This is a genomic window from Burkholderia sp. Ac-20349 (assembly GCF_017104865.1).
Taxonomy (GTDB): domain Bacteria; phylum Pseudomonadota; class Gammaproteobacteria; order Burkholderiales; family Burkholderiaceae; genus Burkholderia; species Burkholderia aenigmatica.
On sequence record NZ_JAAGPM010000016.1, the window covers coordinates 26,685 to 46,979 of the forward strand.

At 61.7% G+C, this 20,295-nt stretch carries 16 protein-coding genes and 1 pseudogene; 4 read left to right on the forward strand and 13 right to left on the reverse strand.

The window, feature by feature from the left end:
• Positions 1 to 18: 18 nt before the first annotated feature.
• From G3N61_RS08665 to tssF, 8 genes are all read right to left on the reverse strand, one after another.
• The gene (locus G3N61_RS08665) at positions 19 to 570 is read right to left on the reverse strand and encodes an RHS repeat-associated core domain-containing protein (protein WP_089451602.1); all 552 of its coding nucleotides are present in this window, start codon (positions 568 to 570) and stop codon (positions 19 to 21) included.
• A 165-nt stretch (positions 571 to 735) separates the two neighbouring features.
• Positions 736 to 1,275 carry a hypothetical protein gene (locus G3N61_RS08670; protein WP_143331040.1) on the reverse strand — a complete coding sequence of 180 codons (540 nt, stop codon included), beginning with the start codon at positions 1,273 to 1,275 and terminating at the stop codon, positions 736 to 738.
• On the reverse strand, positions 1,224 to 5,447 hold the full coding sequence (locus G3N61_RS08675) for an RHS repeat-associated core domain-containing protein (RefSeq protein ID WP_346778560.1): 4,224 nt from the start codon (positions 5,445 to 5,447) through the stop codon (positions 1,224 to 1,226). The genes G3N61_RS08670 and G3N61_RS08675 overlap by 52 nt, the downstream gene beginning before the upstream one ends.
• Positions 5,448 to 5,465: 18 nt before the next feature.
• A complete protein-coding gene (locus G3N61_RS08680) occupies positions 5,466 to 5,918 on the reverse strand; it encodes a DUF1795 domain-containing protein (protein ID WP_089451600.1) in 453 nt (150 codons plus the stop codon).
• A 66-nt stretch (positions 5,919 to 5,984) separates the two neighbouring features.
• The gene (locus tag G3N61_RS08685) at positions 5,985 to 6,425 is read right to left on the reverse strand and encodes a hypothetical protein (protein ID WP_205822183.1); all 441 of its coding nucleotides are present in this window, start codon (positions 6,423 to 6,425) and stop codon (positions 5,985 to 5,987) included.
• Between the two features lie 45 nt (positions 6,426 to 6,470).
• Positions 6,471 to 7,340, reverse strand: coding sequence for an ankyrin repeat domain-containing protein (locus G3N61_RS08690; protein WP_205822184.1), 870 nt, complete (start codon positions 7,338 to 7,340; stop codon positions 6,471 to 6,473).
• Entirely contained in the window at positions 7,340 to 10,342 is a 3,003-nt protein-coding gene (tssI, locus tag G3N61_RS08695) for a type VI secretion system tip protein TssI/VgrG (RefSeq protein WP_205822185.1), read from the reverse strand. The genes G3N61_RS08690 and tssI overlap by 1 nt, the downstream gene beginning before the upstream one ends.
• 153 nt (positions 10,343 to 10,495) lie before the next feature.
• Positions 10,496 to 12,376, reverse strand: a complete 1,881-nt coding sequence (tssF, locus tag G3N61_RS08700) for a type VI secretion system baseplate subunit TssF (RefSeq protein WP_205822186.1) — start codon at positions 12,374 to 12,376, stop codon at positions 10,496 to 10,498.
• A 227-nt stretch (positions 12,377 to 12,603) separates the two neighbouring features.
• Here tssF and G3N61_RS39470 point away from each other — a divergent pair.
• Both G3N61_RS39470 and G3N61_RS08705 read left to right on the forward strand, forming a co-directional pair.
• A pseudogene (locus G3N61_RS39470) lies at positions 12,604 to 12,834 on the forward strand (hypothetical protein); the annotation flags it as partial.
• A gap of 718 nt (positions 12,835 to 13,552) precedes the next feature.
• On the forward strand, positions 13,553 to 14,317 hold the full coding sequence (locus G3N61_RS08705) for an SDR family oxidoreductase (protein ID WP_205822187.1): 765 nt from the start codon (positions 13,553 to 13,555) through the stop codon (positions 14,315 to 14,317).
• A 21-nt stretch (positions 14,318 to 14,338) separates the two neighbouring features.
• Here G3N61_RS08705 and G3N61_RS08710 read toward each other — a convergent pair whose 3' ends face one another.
• From G3N61_RS08710 to G3N61_RS08720, 3 genes are read right to left on the reverse strand one after another with little or no spacing between them, the layout of a single operon-like run.
• Complete coding sequence (locus G3N61_RS08710; RefSeq protein WP_205822188.1) at positions 14,339 to 15,046, reverse strand: MOSC domain-containing protein; 708 nt, start codon at positions 15,044 to 15,046, stop codon at positions 14,339 to 14,341.
• The gene (locus G3N61_RS08715) at positions 15,043 to 15,939 is read right to left on the reverse strand and encodes a dihydrodipicolinate synthase family protein (RefSeq protein ID WP_205822189.1); all 897 of its coding nucleotides are present in this window, start codon (positions 15,937 to 15,939) and stop codon (positions 15,043 to 15,045) included. Before G3N61_RS08715 ends, G3N61_RS08710 begins: the two co-directional genes overlap by 4 nt.
• A gap of 50 nt (positions 15,940 to 15,989) precedes the next feature.
• A complete protein-coding gene (locus G3N61_RS08720; protein WP_205822190.1) occupies positions 15,990 to 16,772 on the reverse strand; it encodes an aldolase in 783 nt (260 codons plus the stop codon).
• A 134-nt stretch (positions 16,773 to 16,906) separates the two neighbouring features.
• On the opposite strand from G3N61_RS08720, the gene G3N61_RS08725 reads away from it, so the two are divergent.
• On the forward strand, positions 16,907 to 17,449 hold the full coding sequence (locus G3N61_RS08725; RefSeq protein WP_043186436.1) for an XRE family transcriptional regulator: 543 nt from the start codon (positions 16,907 to 16,909) through the stop codon (positions 17,447 to 17,449).
• Positions 17,450 to 17,479: 30 nt separating this feature from the next.
• Positions 17,480 to 18,217: a histidine utilization repressor gene (gene hutC, locus G3N61_RS08730; RefSeq protein WP_043186433.1), complete on the forward strand. Its 738-nt coding sequence runs from the start codon at positions 17,480 to 17,482 to the stop codon at positions 18,215 to 18,217.
• Positions 18,218 to 18,296: 79 nt separating this feature from the next.
• On the opposite strand, the gene G3N61_RS08735 is transcribed toward hutC, so the two are convergent.
• Together G3N61_RS08735 and G3N61_RS08740 are read right to left on the reverse strand one after the other, a co-directional pair.
• Complete coding sequence (locus G3N61_RS08735; protein ID WP_205822191.1) at positions 18,297 to 19,145, reverse strand: phytanoyl-CoA dioxygenase family protein; 849 nt, start codon at positions 19,143 to 19,145, stop codon at positions 18,297 to 18,299.
• Between the two features lie 31 nt (positions 19,146 to 19,176).
• Positions 19,177 to 19,980 carry an ABC transporter substrate-binding protein gene (locus G3N61_RS08740; protein WP_205822192.1) on the reverse strand — a complete coding sequence of 268 codons (804 nt, stop codon included), beginning with the start codon at positions 19,978 to 19,980 and terminating at the stop codon, positions 19,177 to 19,179.
• Positions 19,981 to 20,295 lie beyond the last annotated feature (315 nt).

Consider the following 20,295-nt stretch of genomic DNA (forward strand, 5'->3'; position numbering starts at 1 on the left):
CCTAACATCCATACTTGCTCATTCTTGCAGAGCATCCCCGGCCATCAGGATTACAGGGGGCTTTGTACCACGGAAATATAACTTATCACCTGACTGCCTCCCTTCAATTTTTGGTGAGAGCTTTTGCTTCAGTGTGAACGCAGGCTGCCGTGAAAAAATTAATCGCCCTGGTTTAGGGTTATCCGATCCGCTAAACTCGATACCTTCCATGTGTTGCCCTGTCGATGGCCGCGACCACATCCATTTGAGGAAGTGCCCTGGCGTCCGGGCCAGTCCAAGAGGGTCGGTCCAGCTAACTGAGTTGTCTGCGTACCGATACAGATTGTCACCGCCCAGCAACCCAATCGGATCTTGGTTGATGAACTGCCCGACATCCGGATCATAGAACCGGAAAGTATTGTGACGGCCCGTGCTGTCGTCCGCGTACTGTCCCGCATAGCGGAGCGGCTGATCGGTACGCGTGGCAGTCAGTTGACGCGCACTCGCGCTCGACCTTGCCCCACGCCGTGTATTTGCCAATTCAATTAACTTGCGATATTGGATCAGCATCAGCCAAACCTTATCTACCATGCATTAACTTTCCTAGACCACCGAAGTACTCTGTCGTCTTCCGTCAAAAGGCATGGTTCACGTTTGCGTTTGCGTCTCTAGCGATTTATTGCACCGCCACGCACCACATTACTTGCAATGAATGCAAAAAGAGCCACTAAAGCGACCCTCTTCGTCAAACACAATCTATTCAATAACTCTGACACCGGGATTCAATTTCTCGTATATCCCGACAGCCTCCGCCCCAATATTAGAAATAGCATAAATCCCACATGGCTCAAATTTCTCACAAATCTTTTTTTCGCCATTAATGTAGCGCATTCTCAGATCATCGTAAAAACAATGATCCGAAAATACGTCCATCTCTACGCTCTTCAATCGCCCCACTGTCTCAAACCCGCCATTCGCCCTCCAATCCATCTTGGTCACAAGAGCGGGAGGAACGATCAAATTCTCCTTATCCATTTTGAATTTTCCATCTTTATCGGCACAAATCTCATTATAAATATAAATTACCATGAGATTTTCGTCACCATACTTGAAATCATCCTTCACCACCAGCCCTGGAATGAAGCCAATCCCCCGCATATGCATAACAAAATAATCTCCTTGCGTCGGATTGGATTTTGCACCACCTTCCAAGAGGCCAACAATATCCTTGACTCGTACTTGCTTCATTCCAGTAGATGCCCCCATCCGTTTTCCTTCAGCCAATTCTGCCCCCACGAAACCGCATCCTTATAAAAGGCACGACCTGGATCAATACTGTTATCCACGTTGGAAAAAACGCCTCGCTTTGCTTCGATTATAGCTTGCTCAACTGATCTTGCTTGATTTCTAAGCAACTGCCCCGTTTCATCCGTAAGAAGTCGAAGTTTATGACCAAGCCCAGTCGCATATCGCTCAGCCGGAGTCTTCGATATTCCGACATAGTCAACCGGATTTTTTCCTGTACTTCTCAGATACACGTCCGCTTTACCGTTGCTTCTTGCGACCCACTCCTCAAACGTTTCAGTCTTTGCAGCAGTGCCACATAACCCCCACGGATCGATCAACCCTGTCGGATTCGATGCGTACTGATACAGATTGTCACCACCCAGCACCCCAATCGGATCTTGATTGATGAACCGCCCAACATCCGGATCATAGAACCGGAAAGTATTGTAGTGAAGGCCCGTGCTGTCGTCGGCGTACTGTCCCGCATAGCGGAGCGGCTGATCAGTCCGCGCGGCAGTCAGTTGACGCGCGCTCGGCTCGACCTTACCCCACGCTGAGTATTTACCCGCCCACGCCAGCTCGCCAGATTCGTCGGTGACCTCCAGCGGCGCTCCGACCAGATCGGTATGGAAGTGATAAATCCGCGCCGCGCGTTTCGCCGTGTCGATCGCCACTGCCGCCAGCGCCTCCGCTATAACCGCATCGACACGTGCCGCAGGGGTATACGGCGCATCCGGGCTGTACACATAGCTACTCACCCCAGTCTCGCGTATCTCCTGCGCGAGTCGCAGCCCTTCCCACACAAAGCGTTTCTTCTCCGTGCGCTGCTTCATGCCGCGCACATCGAAAGAGGTATCGGTCTTCACAAGACGCCGCCCGAGCGAGTCGTACTCGAAGCGGGTTTCCACAACTCCACGCGCATCCTGAGTGCGAACAGTAATTAGCCGGTCCTGCCCGTCATACGTGAATCGCTGTGTCTGGTTCGCGCCGCGCAGTTTCGTCGCCAGGTTGCCAAACGGGTCGTACTCGAAACGCAAGTCCTGCCACATGCGCAGACGATTGCCTTCAACGTAGCCACGGCTTCGACGCTGCGCCTCATCGAGCAGGTTGCCCGCAGCGTCCCATGCGAACTGCTCAAGTTGCCGATCGATGGTGTTGGCACAACTCGTCAGCCGTCCAGCCGGGTCGTAGCTGTACTGCGTACTGCCACGCAGGCCGTCGGTCGTCTCGATCAACTCGCCAGCGGCGTCGTATCCGTAGTTGCGCCACACCTGGCCGCGACCACGACCCAGCGCCTCAGGCTGGAAGCCCGCCGACTGCCAGACCTTTCGGCCGAGTGGATCATAAGCAGAGCGCTGGGTCAGTCGCCCCTGTGTTCGCGTGACCTCGCGATGCAAATCATCTCGCTCGAAGTCGCTCACCACCTGATCGCCCACGCGAATCTGGTGGACGTGACCGGAGCCGTAACGCAGCATCTGAAGCGTCTGATCGTGCGGCAGCGCGAGCGCCGTCACGTTGTCGAGTTCGTCGAGCGTGTACTCGACGGTACCGTTTGCGCCGTGTTCGGCAACCAGTCGGCCAACCTTGTCGTATTCAAACTCCACGACGTCCGGCGTGAGGCCGAGTGCCGTACCGGTCCGCGTCGGCGTGCGCTCGACCTTCACCAGCCGATCACCCTTGTCATGCTCATAGCGCGTGACTTCGGTCGGCGTATGCTGCACCTTCAGGTTGCCCATTCGGTCTCGTTCGAGTCGAATGGTGCGAATCGGCCGATCTTTTGTCGCATGACCGTCCGGCGCGCCGACGATGTCCAGCGCCAGCAACTCGCCCGCCTCTCCATACTCGAATCGCCGCTCAACGCCATCCGGGCGGGTTTCGGTCAGCAGGCGCCCGCCGGCGCTGTACTTGAACGTATAGCGAGCATGGCCCTGCTGGAGTTCGCGAAGCCGCCCGTCGACGTCGTATCGATAGTGAATCCGTCGCCCGGCGGGATCGATCGCCTCGACAAGTTGCCCTCGTGCATTGCGCAACGATTGCTGGATACGTCCGCCAAGACCGATGTGCCGCACCACCAGCCCGGCCGCATCGTACTCGAACGTCTCCGAACTGCCGTCGGAATACGCAATGCGGCCCGGCTCCCCGGTCGGGCGCATGTCGTACTCGGTACGCTGCCCCAGCGCGTTCTCCCGCGCGAGAGGCTGGCCAAACGCATCGAAGCTGGTACGCGTGGTCTTGCCGGAACAATCCGTGTAGGCAACCAACTCACCCAGGCTGTTCCACTCCAGGGTCTTGCGCCCACCACGGGCATCGATGTGAGCGACCGGAAGTGCGGTCAAGCCCTTCGGGTACTCATAGCGATCCTCGCGACCCAGCGGGTCGGTGCTCGACAACAGTCGGCCTTGATGATCGTATTCGGCCCTCCAGGCGCCCCCGTCTGCCCCCACTACTTCTACGGGCCGCATGCTGTTGCCGGCATAGCGGGTACGGGTCGTGCGGCCCAGTGGATCGGTCTCGGCAACGATCCGGCCCGCGTCGTCATACTCGAATGCCGCAGTCCGCTCGCCGGGCAGCATCAGCATCGTTGGCATGCCGGCGTCGTTGTATTTGATTCGATAGAGTCCACCGTCGAAGTCGGTGTACTCAACAATCTGGAACTGTGCGTCGAAGCGCCAGTGTGCCGTGCGGCCGTCTGCGTGCGTTACGCGGGTTTGTCGACCCTCGACGTCATATTCGAACATCGCGCGCTCGCCTTCGCTCGTATGCGTCGCGACGATCCTCTGCTCACCCTCGATCACGCCCCAGACGTAACCGGACCTGAAACCCAGCGCGTTCGTGTGGCTCGACATCAGGCCATTGGCGTACGTGAACTGGCGCACCACCGCCCCGTTCGCATCCGTCACCGACGCCAGTTGCCCGTTTTCATCGTACCCATAGGCAACGACGAGTCGCCGCGCCGCGCCACGAACAAGCGTGACCGAACCCAGGCGCCCGTGATCCGGTTCGTAGGCAAGCACGGCATTCAGCCCGCCACACGTCAGGATCTCGGTGACGCGGCCTCGGCTGTCCCGCTCGAACTGACACCACTGCCCCGCCTGATCCTCGATGCGGCGTACCCAGGCAATACGGCCTGAATCCGGATCATACTGACCAAAGTCGTAATACGTCTCGCCGAGGTCGTGCAGGATGTAACGCCCGTCCGGCGTACAGGTCAGATACCGTTGCTCGGCCTCGCTGAACGCAGCTTGTCCGGCGCGCAGCAAAGGAAAGCCGCTCTCGCGCCCTTGCGCGTCGGTGTACCAGAGGCGACCGTCACGAGCGTGCAAACGAAGTTCCCACGGCACCACCCAGCCGCGCCCGAGCGTGCCCGCGTAGTCAATACTGCTCGAATAGAACCGCTGGATCGCGACCGGCATCGGGCTCGGGATCACGTAATCGGTTTCCGATTCGGCCACCAGAAGCTTCCGGCCCGTCGTCACGTCGACGGGATGACCGAACATCCCGCCGATCGCCTTGTTGATCGCCGGCCCGGCAACGTAGCGGCTCACGGCTTCGCCAAGCACGTAGCCGCCAATGAATTTCGCAGCGCACGGCATGACCGCCCGCGACATGCCGCCGGCCGCCTTCAACAACCCACCCAAGCCCCCAATCAGACCCGCCAAGGCAAACGCCCAATCCGTCGCAGTTCGCAACCACGGCGGCACTTCGTCGTCGATCGGCAAGCACGTCTGTGTACCGCCATGGAAGAACGTGTCGTGCGAACCATCGGCAATGGTTGCACCACAGGTAATCTTGTCGTCCTTGCGGGCCGCCGGACGCCCGTTAATGAAGATATTCGTCGAGCCCTGCGCGACGAGCGGAATGGGGGGATGCTTGCTGCACGCCACACCACTCATCGTCGCGTAGGCCGCCGCCTTGGCGTTCACGTAGACGTCCGACGAGCCGGTCATGATGTTGCCGGACTGCGAACTGAACATCTTGCCGATCGACTCGCCTATTGACAGGAGTGCCTGTGCGCCAAGCCCTGCCGCCATACCCGCCAGCAATGCCACGCCGAATCCGCACGTGAATGTGGCAAATGCCACGGCGGCGATCAGGGCGATGCCCAATACAGCCCCGATCAAAAAACCCGTGAGCGCGCTGGTGTGATCGATCGGATCGGTAACGCGTGCGGCTTCGTACACGGTGATTGTCCTTTGTTGTTATTCTTGGTCGGCAGGACGATAGCCGTCGAGCCAGTTCCGCCAGAGCGCATCGAGTGTTTCACCGAAGCTTTTCGCACTCGATGCCGTAAAGATCAGCACGCGCCCCGGGGCCACGATGAACGCGCCCTGCCGCTGAAAAACCGTCTTGGAGCCATTCCGATAGGCCGCGTCGATGCGTTCACCCGGCATGCCATCCGTTTCAGGCCCGAGTCGCTCAGCCTGACGCGACAACACCCGATGGCCTTGCAACCGCGATTTGAGTAACGCAATCTGGCGATCGATATACGGCGCAAGCATTTCACCGTCCTTGAGCCAATCGCGCGCCACGCTGAGGTTCGGCTGCGCTGCCGTGTCGGCCGGCACAAAAAGGTTGGTCGTGCGATCCTCGAAACCGTCCGGCAGAACAATGCTGCCTTCGTGAATCCGGATACGGTTTTCGGAATCCGTCATGCTGGTTCTCTCGTCATGCGTGGAAATTGGAAGTTATCGAAATCAGCCGTCCGCGCTCACCGATGCTCATTTGCCCGTCTGTACATCGACTGCGTCTCGACGCAAACGCACGCTGCCTAACAGCAATACGAGTTGCGCGAAGAGCCACACGTAAAACGCAATCCCGAAGCTGGAAATCGGAGTCGCGTCGGCTTCATTGAAGTACCACTTTGTCGTGAACAGCGAGCACAGTGCGCAAACGAATGCCGCGCCGGAGAACTGACTGGCACGGGCGTATCGGCGTCGGGCAAGCTGAATGGCGGAGGCGATGTAGAACGGATTGGCAAGCCATGCGGGGTTGAGCATGAACACCCCACACCAGCCCTGAGCAAGCACCGCGACCCCGCTCAACGGTGCTTCTTTTTCGAAATACATCGCCGGCATCATCAGCGAGAAGACATACAACGCCCCGGACGCGCCAAGGACAGCCTCTCGCTTCACGCACGGCAACGAATCAAACGCGCTCATCTTTCCCGAGTCCATCGCTCAGTTCGTCACCTGTCAGGGTCATACTCAGTCCGTCTGGCCGGCCGGCGTCACGACTTTCTCACCACGTGCGCGCATCGCCGCGCGTTGCGCCTTCGGGTCCAGCGGCGGCCACGGTGCGCCGGCCGACACGATCTTGCGGCGAATCTCTTCGATTCGCGTGCGTGCCTCGGGATTCGCGGCCGCGTGGTTCTTCAGTTCGTTTTGCAGCACCCAACCGTACGAAACGCCAAGCTGACTGGCGACCTTCGGGTCCGCGCCGTGCGCGAGCAAGTAATCGACGATGTCCCATTGCTGAATCATCGTCGCCTCGAAGAGCGCCGTCTTTCCAAGCGAATCGCGAGCGTTCACGTTCGCCTTGTGCTCGATCAGCAACTTCAACTGCGGCAGCAGCCTGTTCTCGGACACCGCAAAAATCATCGGTGTGTCGCCGTTATAGAGCCAGTTGGGATCGAGCCCGCCGTTCAGCAACACGCGAAGCACGTTCGGCGTATCGGCTCGCAACGCGACGTCGACCACCGAGCCGCCGCTGGAACCGACGGCCGCCTTGGGGTCGGCCCCGCTCTTCAGAAGTACCGAGATGATCTGGTACCGCACATTGGATGCGTCGTTCTTGACCGGGACAATTTCCTGTACGGCATACGACAGCAGCGTTGTGTTTTTCGCACCTGCCGCATTCAGGTCGACCTTCGGTGCGAGTTGCTGAACGCGCGTCAGATCGCCGTCATGAATGGCCTGAGCCAAGGTGAGTTGCTGCCCCGAAAAAAATTCTTCCGGTGCGTACCGTTTGAAACCAGTCATGTTTGTCCCTTGGGCTTGAGCAGGCCACCAGAGCGGCGAGGTCACTCCAACGAGTGCGGCGATCGCGCCGGCGGTTATCGCTTTTTTATATCGCATCAGTGAGATGAATTCATTTGAGAAACCAGATCGAGTTGATCCTTCGCGACCTGCTGGTTGATCCCATTCGTCACGTCACCCATCAGGTGACGGCCGACCGTGGTCACGCTCTCGCCATCCAGCGTGACAGGGCTGCCAACCGCTTTCGGCATCAGCGCCGCAGTACCGTCGCTGATCGGTCCGAGTCGCCCTTCTTGCAGCCCCGTCAGGATATCGCCATCGACACGGTAGGCCGTGATATTGGCCACCTGCGAGGTCCCGCCGTATTGGGCTACGGTCTCGGGATTGAGGCCGGCGGCATTGAACGTCACCGCTGAACCACCACTGGCCTCGGCCGCGGCAGAGGCCAACCCTCCCCCCAACGAATGGCCGGTGAAATCGACGCCGGACGATGCGCCCGTGGTCTCGATATTCTTGCCGATCGTGACCGCATTACGATAGTACGGGGCATCCGCACCCAGCCCTTGCGCCATGTTGTTGCCCATGTCTTCGCCGAAGAGCTGCTGCGTCCCCTTGAATGCGACTGTCGGCTTCATGCTGTCACCGAAGACTTTCGGATCAGGTACGTACATCTGCGATCCGAAGTTGCTACCGCTTTTCTCGAAATCGCTCGGCTTGAGGCCAAATGCCTTGAGCGCGTCCGGATCGTTGGTCGCCATCTTCCATCCGGTGGGCGGTGGATCGTTCGGGTGATACACGTGATCGGCGAGTTTTGCCAATTGCTGCGCTCTCATCGAACTCGCCAGCTTGGCGGCCGCCGCCCGTGTCGCGGGATCGGGGCTCGCCAACCCCTGCGCGATCATCGCTTGAGCGGCCGACCACTCAAGCGCAAGCGCTTGTTCGGCAGACAGCGCACTACCGCGGTTCAAATGGATAACCGGACCGTCGAGATAGATGCCATTTGCATTGATCACAATCGTCGAAGGTCCGAAGGTCAGCTTGATGCTGTCCGGCTTCATCGTCACAACGCCGTCTCCGACGCGATGTTCGATACCGTCGCTTGCCTGATGGCTCTGCATACCCGGTCCGGCTTTGCTCGCGATGGCCTTCGTATTGATGACGTTCGCGGTGGTATCGCGCGTCAGGGCAATGATTTCCTTCATGCCGCCTTGTGCGATTTGCTTCGTCTCGCTGCCCTTGAGCAACGAAACCGTCCGCGCGCCAGCTTCGACCGTATGCGTTTCAGCATCCTTGATGAGCGTGTTCATGTCCTTCTGCGCGTGCAGAAAGACTTCTTGCGCGCCATTCACGTCAGAGAACCGCAGCTCATTCGATCCCCCGCCCTTGTGCGTCTGGCTCTTGATCCCCATCGTCTGGCCAGCCGCGCCGTGATACGGATTGCCTTGCTCACCGTTGTATACGCGCCCCACGATGACCGGGTTATCCGGATCACCTTGATTGAACGCGACCACGGTTTCCTGGCCGATTCGTGGAATCGCCGCAGCCCCCCAACCGTCGCCTGCCCACGGTTGCGACACGCGAATCCACATCGAATCAGAGCCGTCCATCTTTCCACGGCGATCCCACAGAAAGTGCAGCTTCACGCAACTGCCGTTGGTGTGAATCTGCTCGCCCTTTGGCCCCACCACGATTGCCGACTGCGTACCGTGAATCACCGGTTTCGGCGTGGTTCGAGGGGAGCGATACGGAATTTTCTTTGGGAGTAGCGAAAACGAGTTGCGATACGGCAGCTTCGCCGCGTGCTCCGTATAGTCGTTCACGGCTTCATGCCGCACATGCAGAATCACGTATTCCTGGTTGTTCGCCAGCACCGGGTGATTCGTCACCGTCACGCTGCCAGCAGCGGTCATCCGCCACGCGTAACCGCCACCGGTATAGCGATGGGCCTGCGCTTCTTCCGCCTGCATCGCAATGCGCGTATAGCGATCGCCGTCGTCACCGTGATCGTAGAGCGATTGATGTTCGAATCGCTCCGTTGTATCGAGTCGAGCATGCTGGAGCGTCTGCGGCTCGGCCTGTGCCAGCATCAGGGGTGACGACGGATTTTGATGATTGAAATCCTGGTAGGTAACTCGCCCCACACCAAAGCGCCGGCCTTCGTGCAACTGGTCGATGCCGTTGTATTCGCTTGATTCCCGGTCCGCATACGGTACCGTGGCAAGCCCCTTGATCGCCCGGAACACGAAATTCGTGTCACCGATGACAAGGATGTGCTTGTCTTGCTCGTAGCGATGCGTCCAGATCAAGCCTTCCTGTTCCATCAGACGGGCGCAGAAGTTGTAGTACGACTCCTGGTACATCACGATGTATTCGATGGGCTTCAGCTCGGTCCGAATATCGAATTCAAAGTCAGTAAAGCCGAACTCCTGGAAAATCTCGGTGAGAATGTCGCGGGATGTCTTGTTCTGAAAGATGCGGCAGTCGGTCGAACGGGTGAGGAACCAGAACCACGGCACGACCGTCATGTGGTACTGCGTCACTCGACCAGGATTACCCGCGCGGTCGAACGACGCAACGTAGCCATCGAAGAAGCGATTGTCCTCGCCATCGCTGCCCGACGCGACAATACGCTCCAGCGTCGACTGTTGTGCCTGATGATCGAGTTGAATCTTGATCGGCTGCCCAATCAGGTGATCGGGGGTCAGGTCATGCTGGTGCGACAGCAGATCCAGTTGAATTTCCGGCAAGCGGTTCACATGCTCGTCAATGACCGCCGCACTGACCAATAGCACATCAGGACCGAGTGGCGTATCGATCGTCACGTACCGGTTCATCTGTGTCAGGCGAGCCACGCCCCCGACCGCATTATTGATCGCGTCGGCAATCGCGGCCGGCGTCTTTTCCATCAGGGAGAAACCGGTCTGCGCGAGCTGGACCGCGCGCTGCACGGTATCGAGATGACTGGCAACGCCAGCGAGCGGACCGATTTGACCGGCTACAGTGGACGCGATCGGACCGGCAAGACCGCCGAGCGCGCTCAGCGATCCCAAGGAATTCCCGCCAAAACCGCTCGGAATACCGCCATTCTGGGCGAAACTCATTCTTATTCCTTTATTTTCATCTCAGGTTCTCTCCTCTGCCGGTGGGTTGGCGTGAGGCCTCGCTACTGTAAGACAAATTCCGACACGGTGAAAGATACCGAATGTCGTGTAATTTCCGCCAATCTGCCTTCAAATCCACCGTGATCCGAACGATCAGACAGGCGACTGCAGGCCCGGGCAGGGCTCGCCACTTCGAAGCGTTACGCCGGTATTGGCCGACAGCAGCGTAATCTGCACGAAACTGTTGATCTGCACGTAGGGCGCAAAAAGTCGATCCAATATGCGTCCCAGCCCATCGAGGCTGAATTGCGCAAAGCGCTGCTCGTCGATCGCGAGCCGAATCTCCAGGCCCGGTACAAATGCGGAAGCAGGCTTGCCGGGAATCCAGCGCCGCACACGCACGGTCGACAGTGATGTCAGCGCCTCGAAGCGACGACCTGCGTCCGGTGCGGTCATCGCGAAACGAATGCACATCTGCTTGAACTGCCCGAGCCCATCAACATTGAGTCGTATCGCCTGTGGAACCAGCCACGACAGCAGTTCCCAAAGCTCCCCGTGCCGGTAAACCGGCGCGCTACTCGGGCTCGGTGCGGCCAACAGGACAATGTCACCCGCCGAGTCACCGGCTCGCAGTGCCAAATGCCGCTCACGCATGTTCGCCAGGTTGCCATTCGTGCAAGACAGGGTGATGTCGAGCTGACGCGTCTCCGCGGGATCGGCTGGTGCGCCGTTCGCATTCACTAGCGCCAGTTCCAGGCCTCGCAGCGGGTCGACTTTCGCCGCCGCGGCCGGTTTCAGCAATACCTTCAGCCCCGGCTTCAGAGGTTCGGCCGGAGCCTTCGGTGCACGCCGAGCCTCGTCACGCAACAGAATCCAGTACAGCGCGGGTACCGTGCTGATCACGTGTTGCAATGATTGGAACGGCGGCAAGATCGCGACGCCGTCCGGAATGGCCTGCCGAACCTGATCGACCAACCAGACTTCGGTCTGGGCTGCTGCCGTCTTCGCAGCAAGCGGCTTGAGTGCGTAATACGCCAGCCCGGCCTGTGTCTCAATCGGCTCGGCACCACTCGGGAATAGATTGACGACCGGTGCGCAGAACAGGCGAAGATTGTCGACCGATACCGCAGCCAATCGCTGCGCGCAATGAGAATCCGGGTGGATACCAGTCAGCGCCAGGTGCAATGTGACCCGCCGGGCATTCGCGGCCGTCCGCTTCAATCGCTCCAGATTCCAATCAAGCCAGTCGAAGCGAGCCGGAAACGCGCCGTACTCCATCAGCAGGTGATAGGGCGCAACCGCAGCGTCGCGCGGCATGGGAAGCAGCGAGTCAGCATCGTCAAAGCCCGCCGCCGCGAGCGGCATGTCCACCCGGCTCCAGCGCCCGCTGTCATCCAGTTCCACAAACGCGCGCGCCGTATGCAGTAGCACGCCGTCGGCAAGCGCCGCGACAACCTCACGCGCTCCGGTCAGATGCAAACGCAGCACGTCCGGCGCAATTTCCCAAAGAGCCGATTGCGAAGTCAGTTCAAGCGTGATGGACAAAAGGCCGGTCGTGTCGGCCGGCAAGATCGCTTGCATCGGCGCGACTGCCGATGTCGTGTACCGAACAGCCGAAATCGCCAGCGGCACCAGTGTGACGTCAGCCGCCGTACAGAACACCTGTCGAGCAGGCGCCACCAGTTGTGTTCCGCGCGGAATGAAACGCGGTTCAGTCTGCTTGGTGTCGCGCCTGCCGTGAAACTGCGCAATCGCACAGGAGGGAAATGGACGCAGAAACGCACCGTGGAGCGTCTCAAGTAACGCTCGCGTGAACGCAGGTACGTCGTCCTCAAGCCGGATCTTGTGATGCGCCGCCAACAATGCAAACGACTGCAACAACCGTTCGACATGCGGATCTTCCGAGTGCTCACCCGTAATCGCTAGACGAGCCGCGATTTTAGGGACACGCTGCGCAAACGTACGCATCGAGCGGCGCAGCCACGCCATTTCGCGCTCGAAATACGGCAGTAAATCGTCAGAGTCAATAGTCATACGCACTTCCGAACACAACACCAATCAAGTGACGGTATCCTTTTCTCCGCGTAACAAATCTGCCTTACTCGATGCCACTGTAATCCGCGTCAAACAACTGGCAACGATTCTAGCCGCTTCCACCCTATCGCAAATTGGTTTGACCCATTCGCGATCGCGGCATCCAACCCGCCAATCGATCGGATTTTAACGATCGTTAACCCATCATCTGCTGCGGCAGAAATCCGCCGCCGCTCCCTGAGCTGCCGGCGATCGTTCCGCCGCCTGTCAATCACGAACCTGCTCACCAGAGCGCGCGGGGCGGCAATCCGCGTCCTGAAGCTGATTGGTGGCATACGCCAGCAAAAGCGGGGAGCCACCGTTACTTCGAAGCTGGAGAAATCATGCCGGTAATCGAGGGAAGTTCATGGGGCACAACGAATTGGTACTGGTCGCCGAATGAGAAGCAAGATGTGTAGTACGGCTTATTCGATGCAAATGGGGAAGTATGCCAAATGACATCGAAATGATCATCAGAAAGAGTATTTCAGGCGCATGTGATTCGTATGTCTTGGGTACGGTGTGTATCGCGCTCAAGGACAATGATTTTATTGAAGCCGCAGGGCAGAATTTGTCCTGAAATCATTAAAAACGACTTGCGATTTCAAGACTATCTGGTTGAGCGCACGATGATGAGGCCGGACGGGCGGCGTGTCGCACTGGGCGATGACATTTGTATCCGCAAGTGCGAGCCACCGCCGAAGCGCATTGCATCTCGGCAGGTCATGTCGGTTGATGCGTGACGGCCCGACGAACCGTCAAGAACATGTCGTCATCATGCGGACGATCTTGCCGTTCAAACACCGATCCATTGCGGCTAAGCCATCGCCAGCAGGCGCGGCATCAACATTCGTCGCATCTGCAGGCACGTTTTCCACTCCCCCGACTTGCCACCGAGCTTCTCCCGCAAGCTGACATCGGTGCCCCCCCATCCCACGATCGACGCCCTTGCCCCCGGCCGCGTTTGCGCGACGCGCAGCCGGGCGCTACGATATGCGTCACCTAGGCGTCCGCAGCGGCGCTCGACCGCCTTCGCACGCCACACCACGCATCGCCCGTCCCGCCCGCCATGCCGCCGCGCATGCGCACCGCGCGTCGACGCCGCTATCCGTTCACCCCTTCGAACCGCTCACCGCCATGACCGCCTCCTCTTCCGCCCCGCACGTGCGCGCCATCGTCACCGGACACACGCGCGGCCTCGGCGCGTCGCTCGCCGAACAACTGCTGCTGGAAGGCATCGCCGTGCTCGGCGTGTCGCGCAGCCGTCATCCGTCGCTCGCGTCGCAAGCCGGCGACCGTTTCGCCGAAATCGAACTCGACCTGTCGGACACGTCGGCCGTCGCGGCCTGGCTGGCCGGCGATACGCTGCGCCGCTTCGTCGACGGCGCGTCGATCGTGCTGCTGTTCAACAACGCGGGCATCGTCGATCCGATCGGCCCGCTCGCCGCGCAGGATCCGACGATCGTCGCGCGCGCGGTCGGCGTGAACGTCGCGGCGCCGCTGATGCTGTCGGCCGCGCTCGCGCAGGCGGCATCGGCTACAACCGAATGCCGGATCCTGCACGTGTCGAGCGGCGCGGCGCGCAACGCGTACGCGGGCTGGAGCATCTACTGTGCGACCAAGGCCGCGCTCGATCACCATGCGCGTGCGGTCGCGCTCGACGCGAACCGCGCAGTGCGGATCTGCAGCGTCGCGCCAGGCGTCGTCGATACGGGCATGCAGGCGACGATCCGCTCGACCAGCGAAGACAACTTCCCGATGCGCGAGAAATTCGACCAGCTGAAATCGAGCGGCGCGCTCGCGACGCCCGAGGCAGCCGCGCGACAGTTGATCGGCTATGCGCTGAGCGATGCGTTCGGCTCAGTGCCGACCGCCGACGTGCGGGAACTGCCGAGCCACTAAGTTACGCGGCCACGCGGCCCGTCAACCTCCTTCGAGCCGCTTCGTCCAGTCTTCGACCTGCCGCTCCGTCCGGCGCTTGTCGAGCAGCTTGCGCCAGCCGGGCGGCAGGTCCGGCACGTCGCACAACGCGTCGAGTGCGGCCATGTCGAGCGTGCGCCGGTACAGCACGTCGAGCACGGCCGACAGCGGCCATTGCGGATAGTCGCGCCGATGTAGCGCCAGCACGTCGCCCGGCGCCACCCAGCCTTCCTGCAGCACACGGTAGTACCAGCCGGTTCGGCCGCTTTGCTGCACGAGCGCGGCCATTCGCGAATGATCGAAACGCGCATTGAGCTTCCAGCACGGCTGCCGCGACTGCGACACCTGAAGCACGGCGCCGCCCAGCGTGAACACGTCGCCGAGACACACGTCGTGCTCGGTCACGCCGCGCGTCGACAGGTTCTCGCCGAACGCACCCGGTTGCGCGAGCACGTCGCGCATGCCGATCTGCGCGGACCACCACGCATAGTGATCGTACGCATAGTGGTGGACCGCCTTGTCGGGGCCGCCGTGATGCCGCGCATCGGCCTGCTCGTCGCCGGCGAAGCCGAGCGTGCCCAGCCACAGGCGCGAGTCGACCGCGTGCTTGTCGATCGCGCTGGCGTGCGGCGTGCCGGCCAGCGGCCGGCTCGTACCGACCCGCACCGCGCCGATGGCGGCCGAGATCGCCGGCCGTGCTGCATCGCTCATGTCGTCACACCGTCCGGCAGTGCCGCGAGCAGGCGTTCGAGCTCGCGCGTGCGCGCGTCGCCGAGCGGCATCAGCGGCTTCCTCGGTTCGCCCGCATCGAAGCCGCGCAGGCGCAACCCGGCCTTCACGGTCACCGGCAACCCGCCGTTGACGATGAACTGCAGCAGCGGCAACTGCGCATGAAAGACCGTCCTGGCACGCGCCAGGTCACCCGCGCGCATCGCGTCGAACAGCGCCAGCGGCAACGCCGCATTCAGGTTCGGCGCGGCCGTGCACCATCCGGCCGCCCCCGCCGCGAGCGCGGCAAGCGCCATCGGATTGCTGCCGTTATAGAACGGGATCGCGCCGTCGCTCAGTTGAGCAAGCCGGTGCATCCGCCCGATGTCGCCCGTACTCTCCTTCACCATCGTCACGTTGTCGACGGTTCGGCAGATCGTCGCGATCAGGTCGGGCGACATGTCGACGCCGCTCGTCGCCGGGTTGTTGTACAGCATGATCGGGATGCCGATGGCAGCGCCGATCGCGCGATAGTGCGCAACGATCTCGTCGTTGCCGAGCTTCCAGTACGACACCGGCAGCACCATCACCGCATCGGCGCCGGCCTGTTCGGCGAAGCGCGCGCGGCGCACCGCACCCGCCGTGGTGAGATCGGAAATGCCGACGACGGTCGGCACGCGCCGGCGCACCGCGCGAATCGACGCGCTGGCGACTGCCTCCCATTCGGCGTCGGACAGGTACGCGCTTTCGCCGGTACTGCCCAGCGGCGCGATCGCGTGGACGCCGTCGGCAATCAGGCGGTCGATCAGCGCATCGAGCGCATTCAGGTCGACATCGCCGTCCGTAGTGAACGGCGTAACCGGGTAGGCAATGATGCCTTTCAGCAAGATGGACACGATTTGTATTCCTCAGTGATGGTCTGGCACGACGGCGACGAATCGCCCGCTCATGCGACGCAGTCTTGATGCGTGCGCAATGCCCGGCGCGCGTAGTAGTCGAACGTCACCGCATCGCGCTTCGGCTTCGAAATCCAGTCGTGCGCTTCGCGCGCCAGCGCCGGCGGCACCGGCTTGATCTCGCCGGCCGACATCGCGAGCAGTTGCAGCTTCGCGGCCCGCTCGATCAGCAGCGCGAGGATGCAGGCCTCCTCGATCGTCTTGCCGACCACCAGCTGGCCGTGATGCGACAGCAGGATCGCGCGCTTGCTGCCCAGCGCCTTCGAGATGATCTCGCCCTCCTCGTTGCCGACCGGCACGCCGGGCCAGTCCTTCAGGAACGCGCAATCGTCGTACAGCGGGCAAGTGTCCATGTGCGACACGACGAGCGGCTGCTCGAGCATCGACAGCGCCGCGACGTGCGCCGGATGCGTATGGATGATGCAGTTCACGTCCGGGCGCTCGCGGTAGATCCACGTATGGAACCGGTTGGCCGGATTCGGGATGCCTTCGCCGTCGACGACGTCAAGATCCTCGTTGACGCGCAGCAGGTTCGCGGCCGAGATCTCGTCGAAGCCGAGCCCGAGCCGCTGCGTGTAGTACGTGCCGGCGTCGCCCGCGCGGCAGGTGATCTGCCCGGCCAGGCCCGAATCGTGACCGGCGTCGAACAGGATCCGGCACGTAAGCGCGAGCTTCTGCTGTGCGGACCAGCCGCTGTCGCCCACCGCGTTCTCCAGCCGCCGCTCCGCCAGCGCGACCAGCGCGTCCTTCGTCAAATTCAGCGTTTCCGCCATGTTTGCCTCCTGAGTGGATCGGGTTTGCCGCGCCGTCCGCGGCCGTTTCCCCGGCATCACGTGACACACGATACACCACAGGACACTTCGTGTCATGCGTTACAATCGGTTTTTCGAAGGACACCTGGCGCCCCATGACGATTCGCCTGAAGCTGCTCAGAAAACAGAAGGGCTGGACGCTCGACGTGCTGGCCGACGAGACGGGCCTCACCAAGAGCTACCTGTCGAAAGTCGAGCGTGGCCTGAGCGTGCCGTCGATCGCGGTCGCGCTGAAGCTGTCGAAGGCACTGAATGTCGATGTCGAGCAGTTGTTCTCGGAAAGCCACAACCGCGAGCTGATCACGGTCACGCGCGCCGGCGAGCGCACGGCGATGGGCGCGGCGGCCGACAGCCACGCGCACCGCTTCGAGAGCATCGCGGCCGGCGTCGCGCCGAAGAAGATGCTGCCGTTCATCGTGCATCCGCCGCACGAATTCGTCGCATCGACGCTCCGCGAGCACGAAGGCGAGGAATTCCTGTTCGTACACAAGGGGCGCGTCGAAATCGAGTTTCCGAACGAGACGGTGCAACTCAAGGCCGGCGATTCAGTCTATTTCAACGCACTCATCCCGCACCGCACGCGCAGCCTCGGCACCGCGCAGGCGGAGATCCTGGTCGTCGTCAGTCACGACGACTAGCATCGTCACCTCTTCGCGCAAGGATCCCCGATGGTCACGAAGGCCACCGCACCGTTCCAGCAGATCAAGACGCTCGTTCGCCAGAACGTCGAATCGGGCGACTGGCGCCCCGGGGATCGCATTCCGTCCGAGCTCGATCTCGCCGCGCAGTTCGGCGTCGCGCGCATGACGGTCAACCGCGCGCTGCGCGAGCTGACCGAGGAAGGCGTACTGAAGCGCATCGCGGGCGTCGGCACCTTCGTCGCCGAAGTGAAGCCGCAGTCGAACCTGCTGATGATCGCGCACATCCGCGACGAAATCCGCGCGCGCGGGCACGAATATCGCTGCCGCGTGCTGAGCCAGTCGAGCGAACCCGCGTCGTTCGACGTCGCGGCCGCGTTCGGCCTGCCGGTCAACACGCCGGTGTTTCATGTGGTGTGCGTGCACGAAGAAAACGGCCGCCCGATCCAGCTCGAGGACCGCTACGTGAACCCGGCCGCCGCACCCGGTTTCATCGACCAGGATTTCCAGGTCGAGCCGCCGTCCGAGTACCTGTACAACAATGTGTCGCACTACGAACTGGAGATCGAGCACGTGGTCGATGCGGCGCTGCCGACCGGCGAACAGGCACAGCTGCTCGACATGCGCGCCGACGAACCGTGCCTCACGCTCACGCGCCGCACCTGGACGAACGGGCTGCCCGTCACGTTCGTGCATTTCCTGCATCCGGGCAACCGCTACCGGCTCGGCTCGCGCTTCAAGCCGGGCGCCGGACGCCACCCGACCTGATCCTGTTCCCGCACACAAGCGCGCGGCGGCCGTTTCATCCGGAAACGGCCGCCGCGTCCGTCATGCCCTTCCAGCAACGTCAGATCGCGCCGGCCTGCCCCGCGCCACGTGACCACACGACCGGAAACAGCGGGTGATCGAGCGGCGCGCCGTCGGGCAGCTGCTCCGCGAGCCCGGGGAAATCGGGCGACGTCTTCCAGCGGCGCGGCGCGTGACGGATATCGTCGCCGACGAAGCGGATCGAGAACGCGCGGCGGCGGTTCTGCGTGCCACCCGACGCGTGCAGCGTGAGCATCCGGAAGCACACCATGTCGCCAGGCTCGAGCGCCCAGTGGCGGATCGGAAACGCCGCGCGATCGCTTTCGATGTCGGGCAAGTCGGCGAGGCTGCCTTCCGGGAACCACTTCGCTTCCTTGTCCATGAACGTGCGCGGCATCAGCCACGGCCCGAGATGCGAGCCCGCGACGAATTCCAGCGTCGATTCGAGCGGCACCGGATCGACCGGAATCCACATGCTGACGTTGTCGTCGCCTTCGATGTTGTAGTACGGCTGATCCTGGTGCCACGGCGTGCGCTGCCGCGTGCCGGGTTCCTTCACGAGCAGGTGGTCGTGATGCAGCCGCACGTTGTCGGTGCCCATCAGCGCGGCGGCCACCGACGGCGCCGGCGAGCGCACGATGAAATCGCGATACGCGTCGTTGTGCTGCCAGTTGCAGAAATCCTCGAAGAACCAGCCCGGATCGTCGGGCCGGCTCGCGACTTTCGCGCGCTCGCTCGGCTGTGCGAGATTCGTGTCGATACCGGCGCGCAGCGCGGCGACTTCGTCGGGCGAGAAGATGCCCTTGATGCAGACCGCCCCTTCCTCGCGGAACGCGGCGATCAGTTCGGGCGTCACGGCTTGCGCGACGCGGTCCTGGATGCTCGTCATGGTGTGCCTGTCGATTGAATGAATCACGGAATCAGGGTGCCGAAGTCAGCTGCTGCTTCGCGCCGTAGATGTCGAAGTCGAAGTATTTCGCGGCGATCTTCTGGTACGTGCCGTTCGCGCGGATCGCGACGATCGCGTCGTTCAGCCGCTTCTTCATCGCGTCGTCGCCCTTGCGCACGCCCATCGCGACGCCGTAGCCGGTAATCCGCACGTCGGTCACGTCGGGGCCTGCGAACGCGTAGCCCTTGCCGCGCGGCGTCTTCAGGAACGAGTAGCCGGCCTGCGTCTTGTCCTGGAAGGTCGCGTCGAGGCGGCCGTTGACGAGATCCTGGTACACCTGGTCCTGATTCTGGTACGAGACGATCGTCACGCCCTTGGTCGCCCATTCGGCCTTCGCGTACGTCTCCTGCGTCGTGCCCTGGTCGATCCCGATGCGCTTGCCCGCGAGCGACGCGGCGGTCGGCAGCAGCTTCGAGCCGACCGGCGCGACGAGCGCGCCCGGCGACGCATACAGCTTGTTCGAAAAGTCGATCTGCTTGAGCCGCTCGTCGGTGGCCGTCATCGCGGACATGATCACGTCGAACTTGCGCGCGCGCAGCGCCGGAATCATCCCGTCGAAGCCCTGCTCGACCCACACGCACTTCGCATGCAGTTGCTCGCAGATCGCATTGCGCAGGTCGATGTCGAAGCCGGCGAGCGAGCCGTCGGCCTGCTTCGCCTCGAACGGCGGATACGTGGGGTCGATGCCCCAGCGGATCGTCGACGTGTCCTGTGCGAACGACACGAGCGGCGCGAACGCCAGCGCGGTAACGAGGAGCTTTGCAGTGCGGTTCATGGCGTGTCCTAGAAAGTCTCGACGCGGCGGGCGAGCGCCGGCGTCCGGTGGGAGCGTTGCGCCGGAACGCCCGGCGCGGTGCGCGAAAGACAGGGACTTCGATGAAACTGCGATGCAGTCTAGACCGCTCAATTTTTGAGCGCAAGCGGGGGAAACGGGGGCGGGGTGGAGGGAGGATTGAATCGGGAAGGAAGAAGGCGACGGGCTTGAAACATGACTGCCACGCGTGGCTTTCATCACATTCCGAGGTGTTTACCCTGCACGATGCACCCCCGCCACAGCGCGTGTTTTTCCGGATATCTGTGGGATGACGAT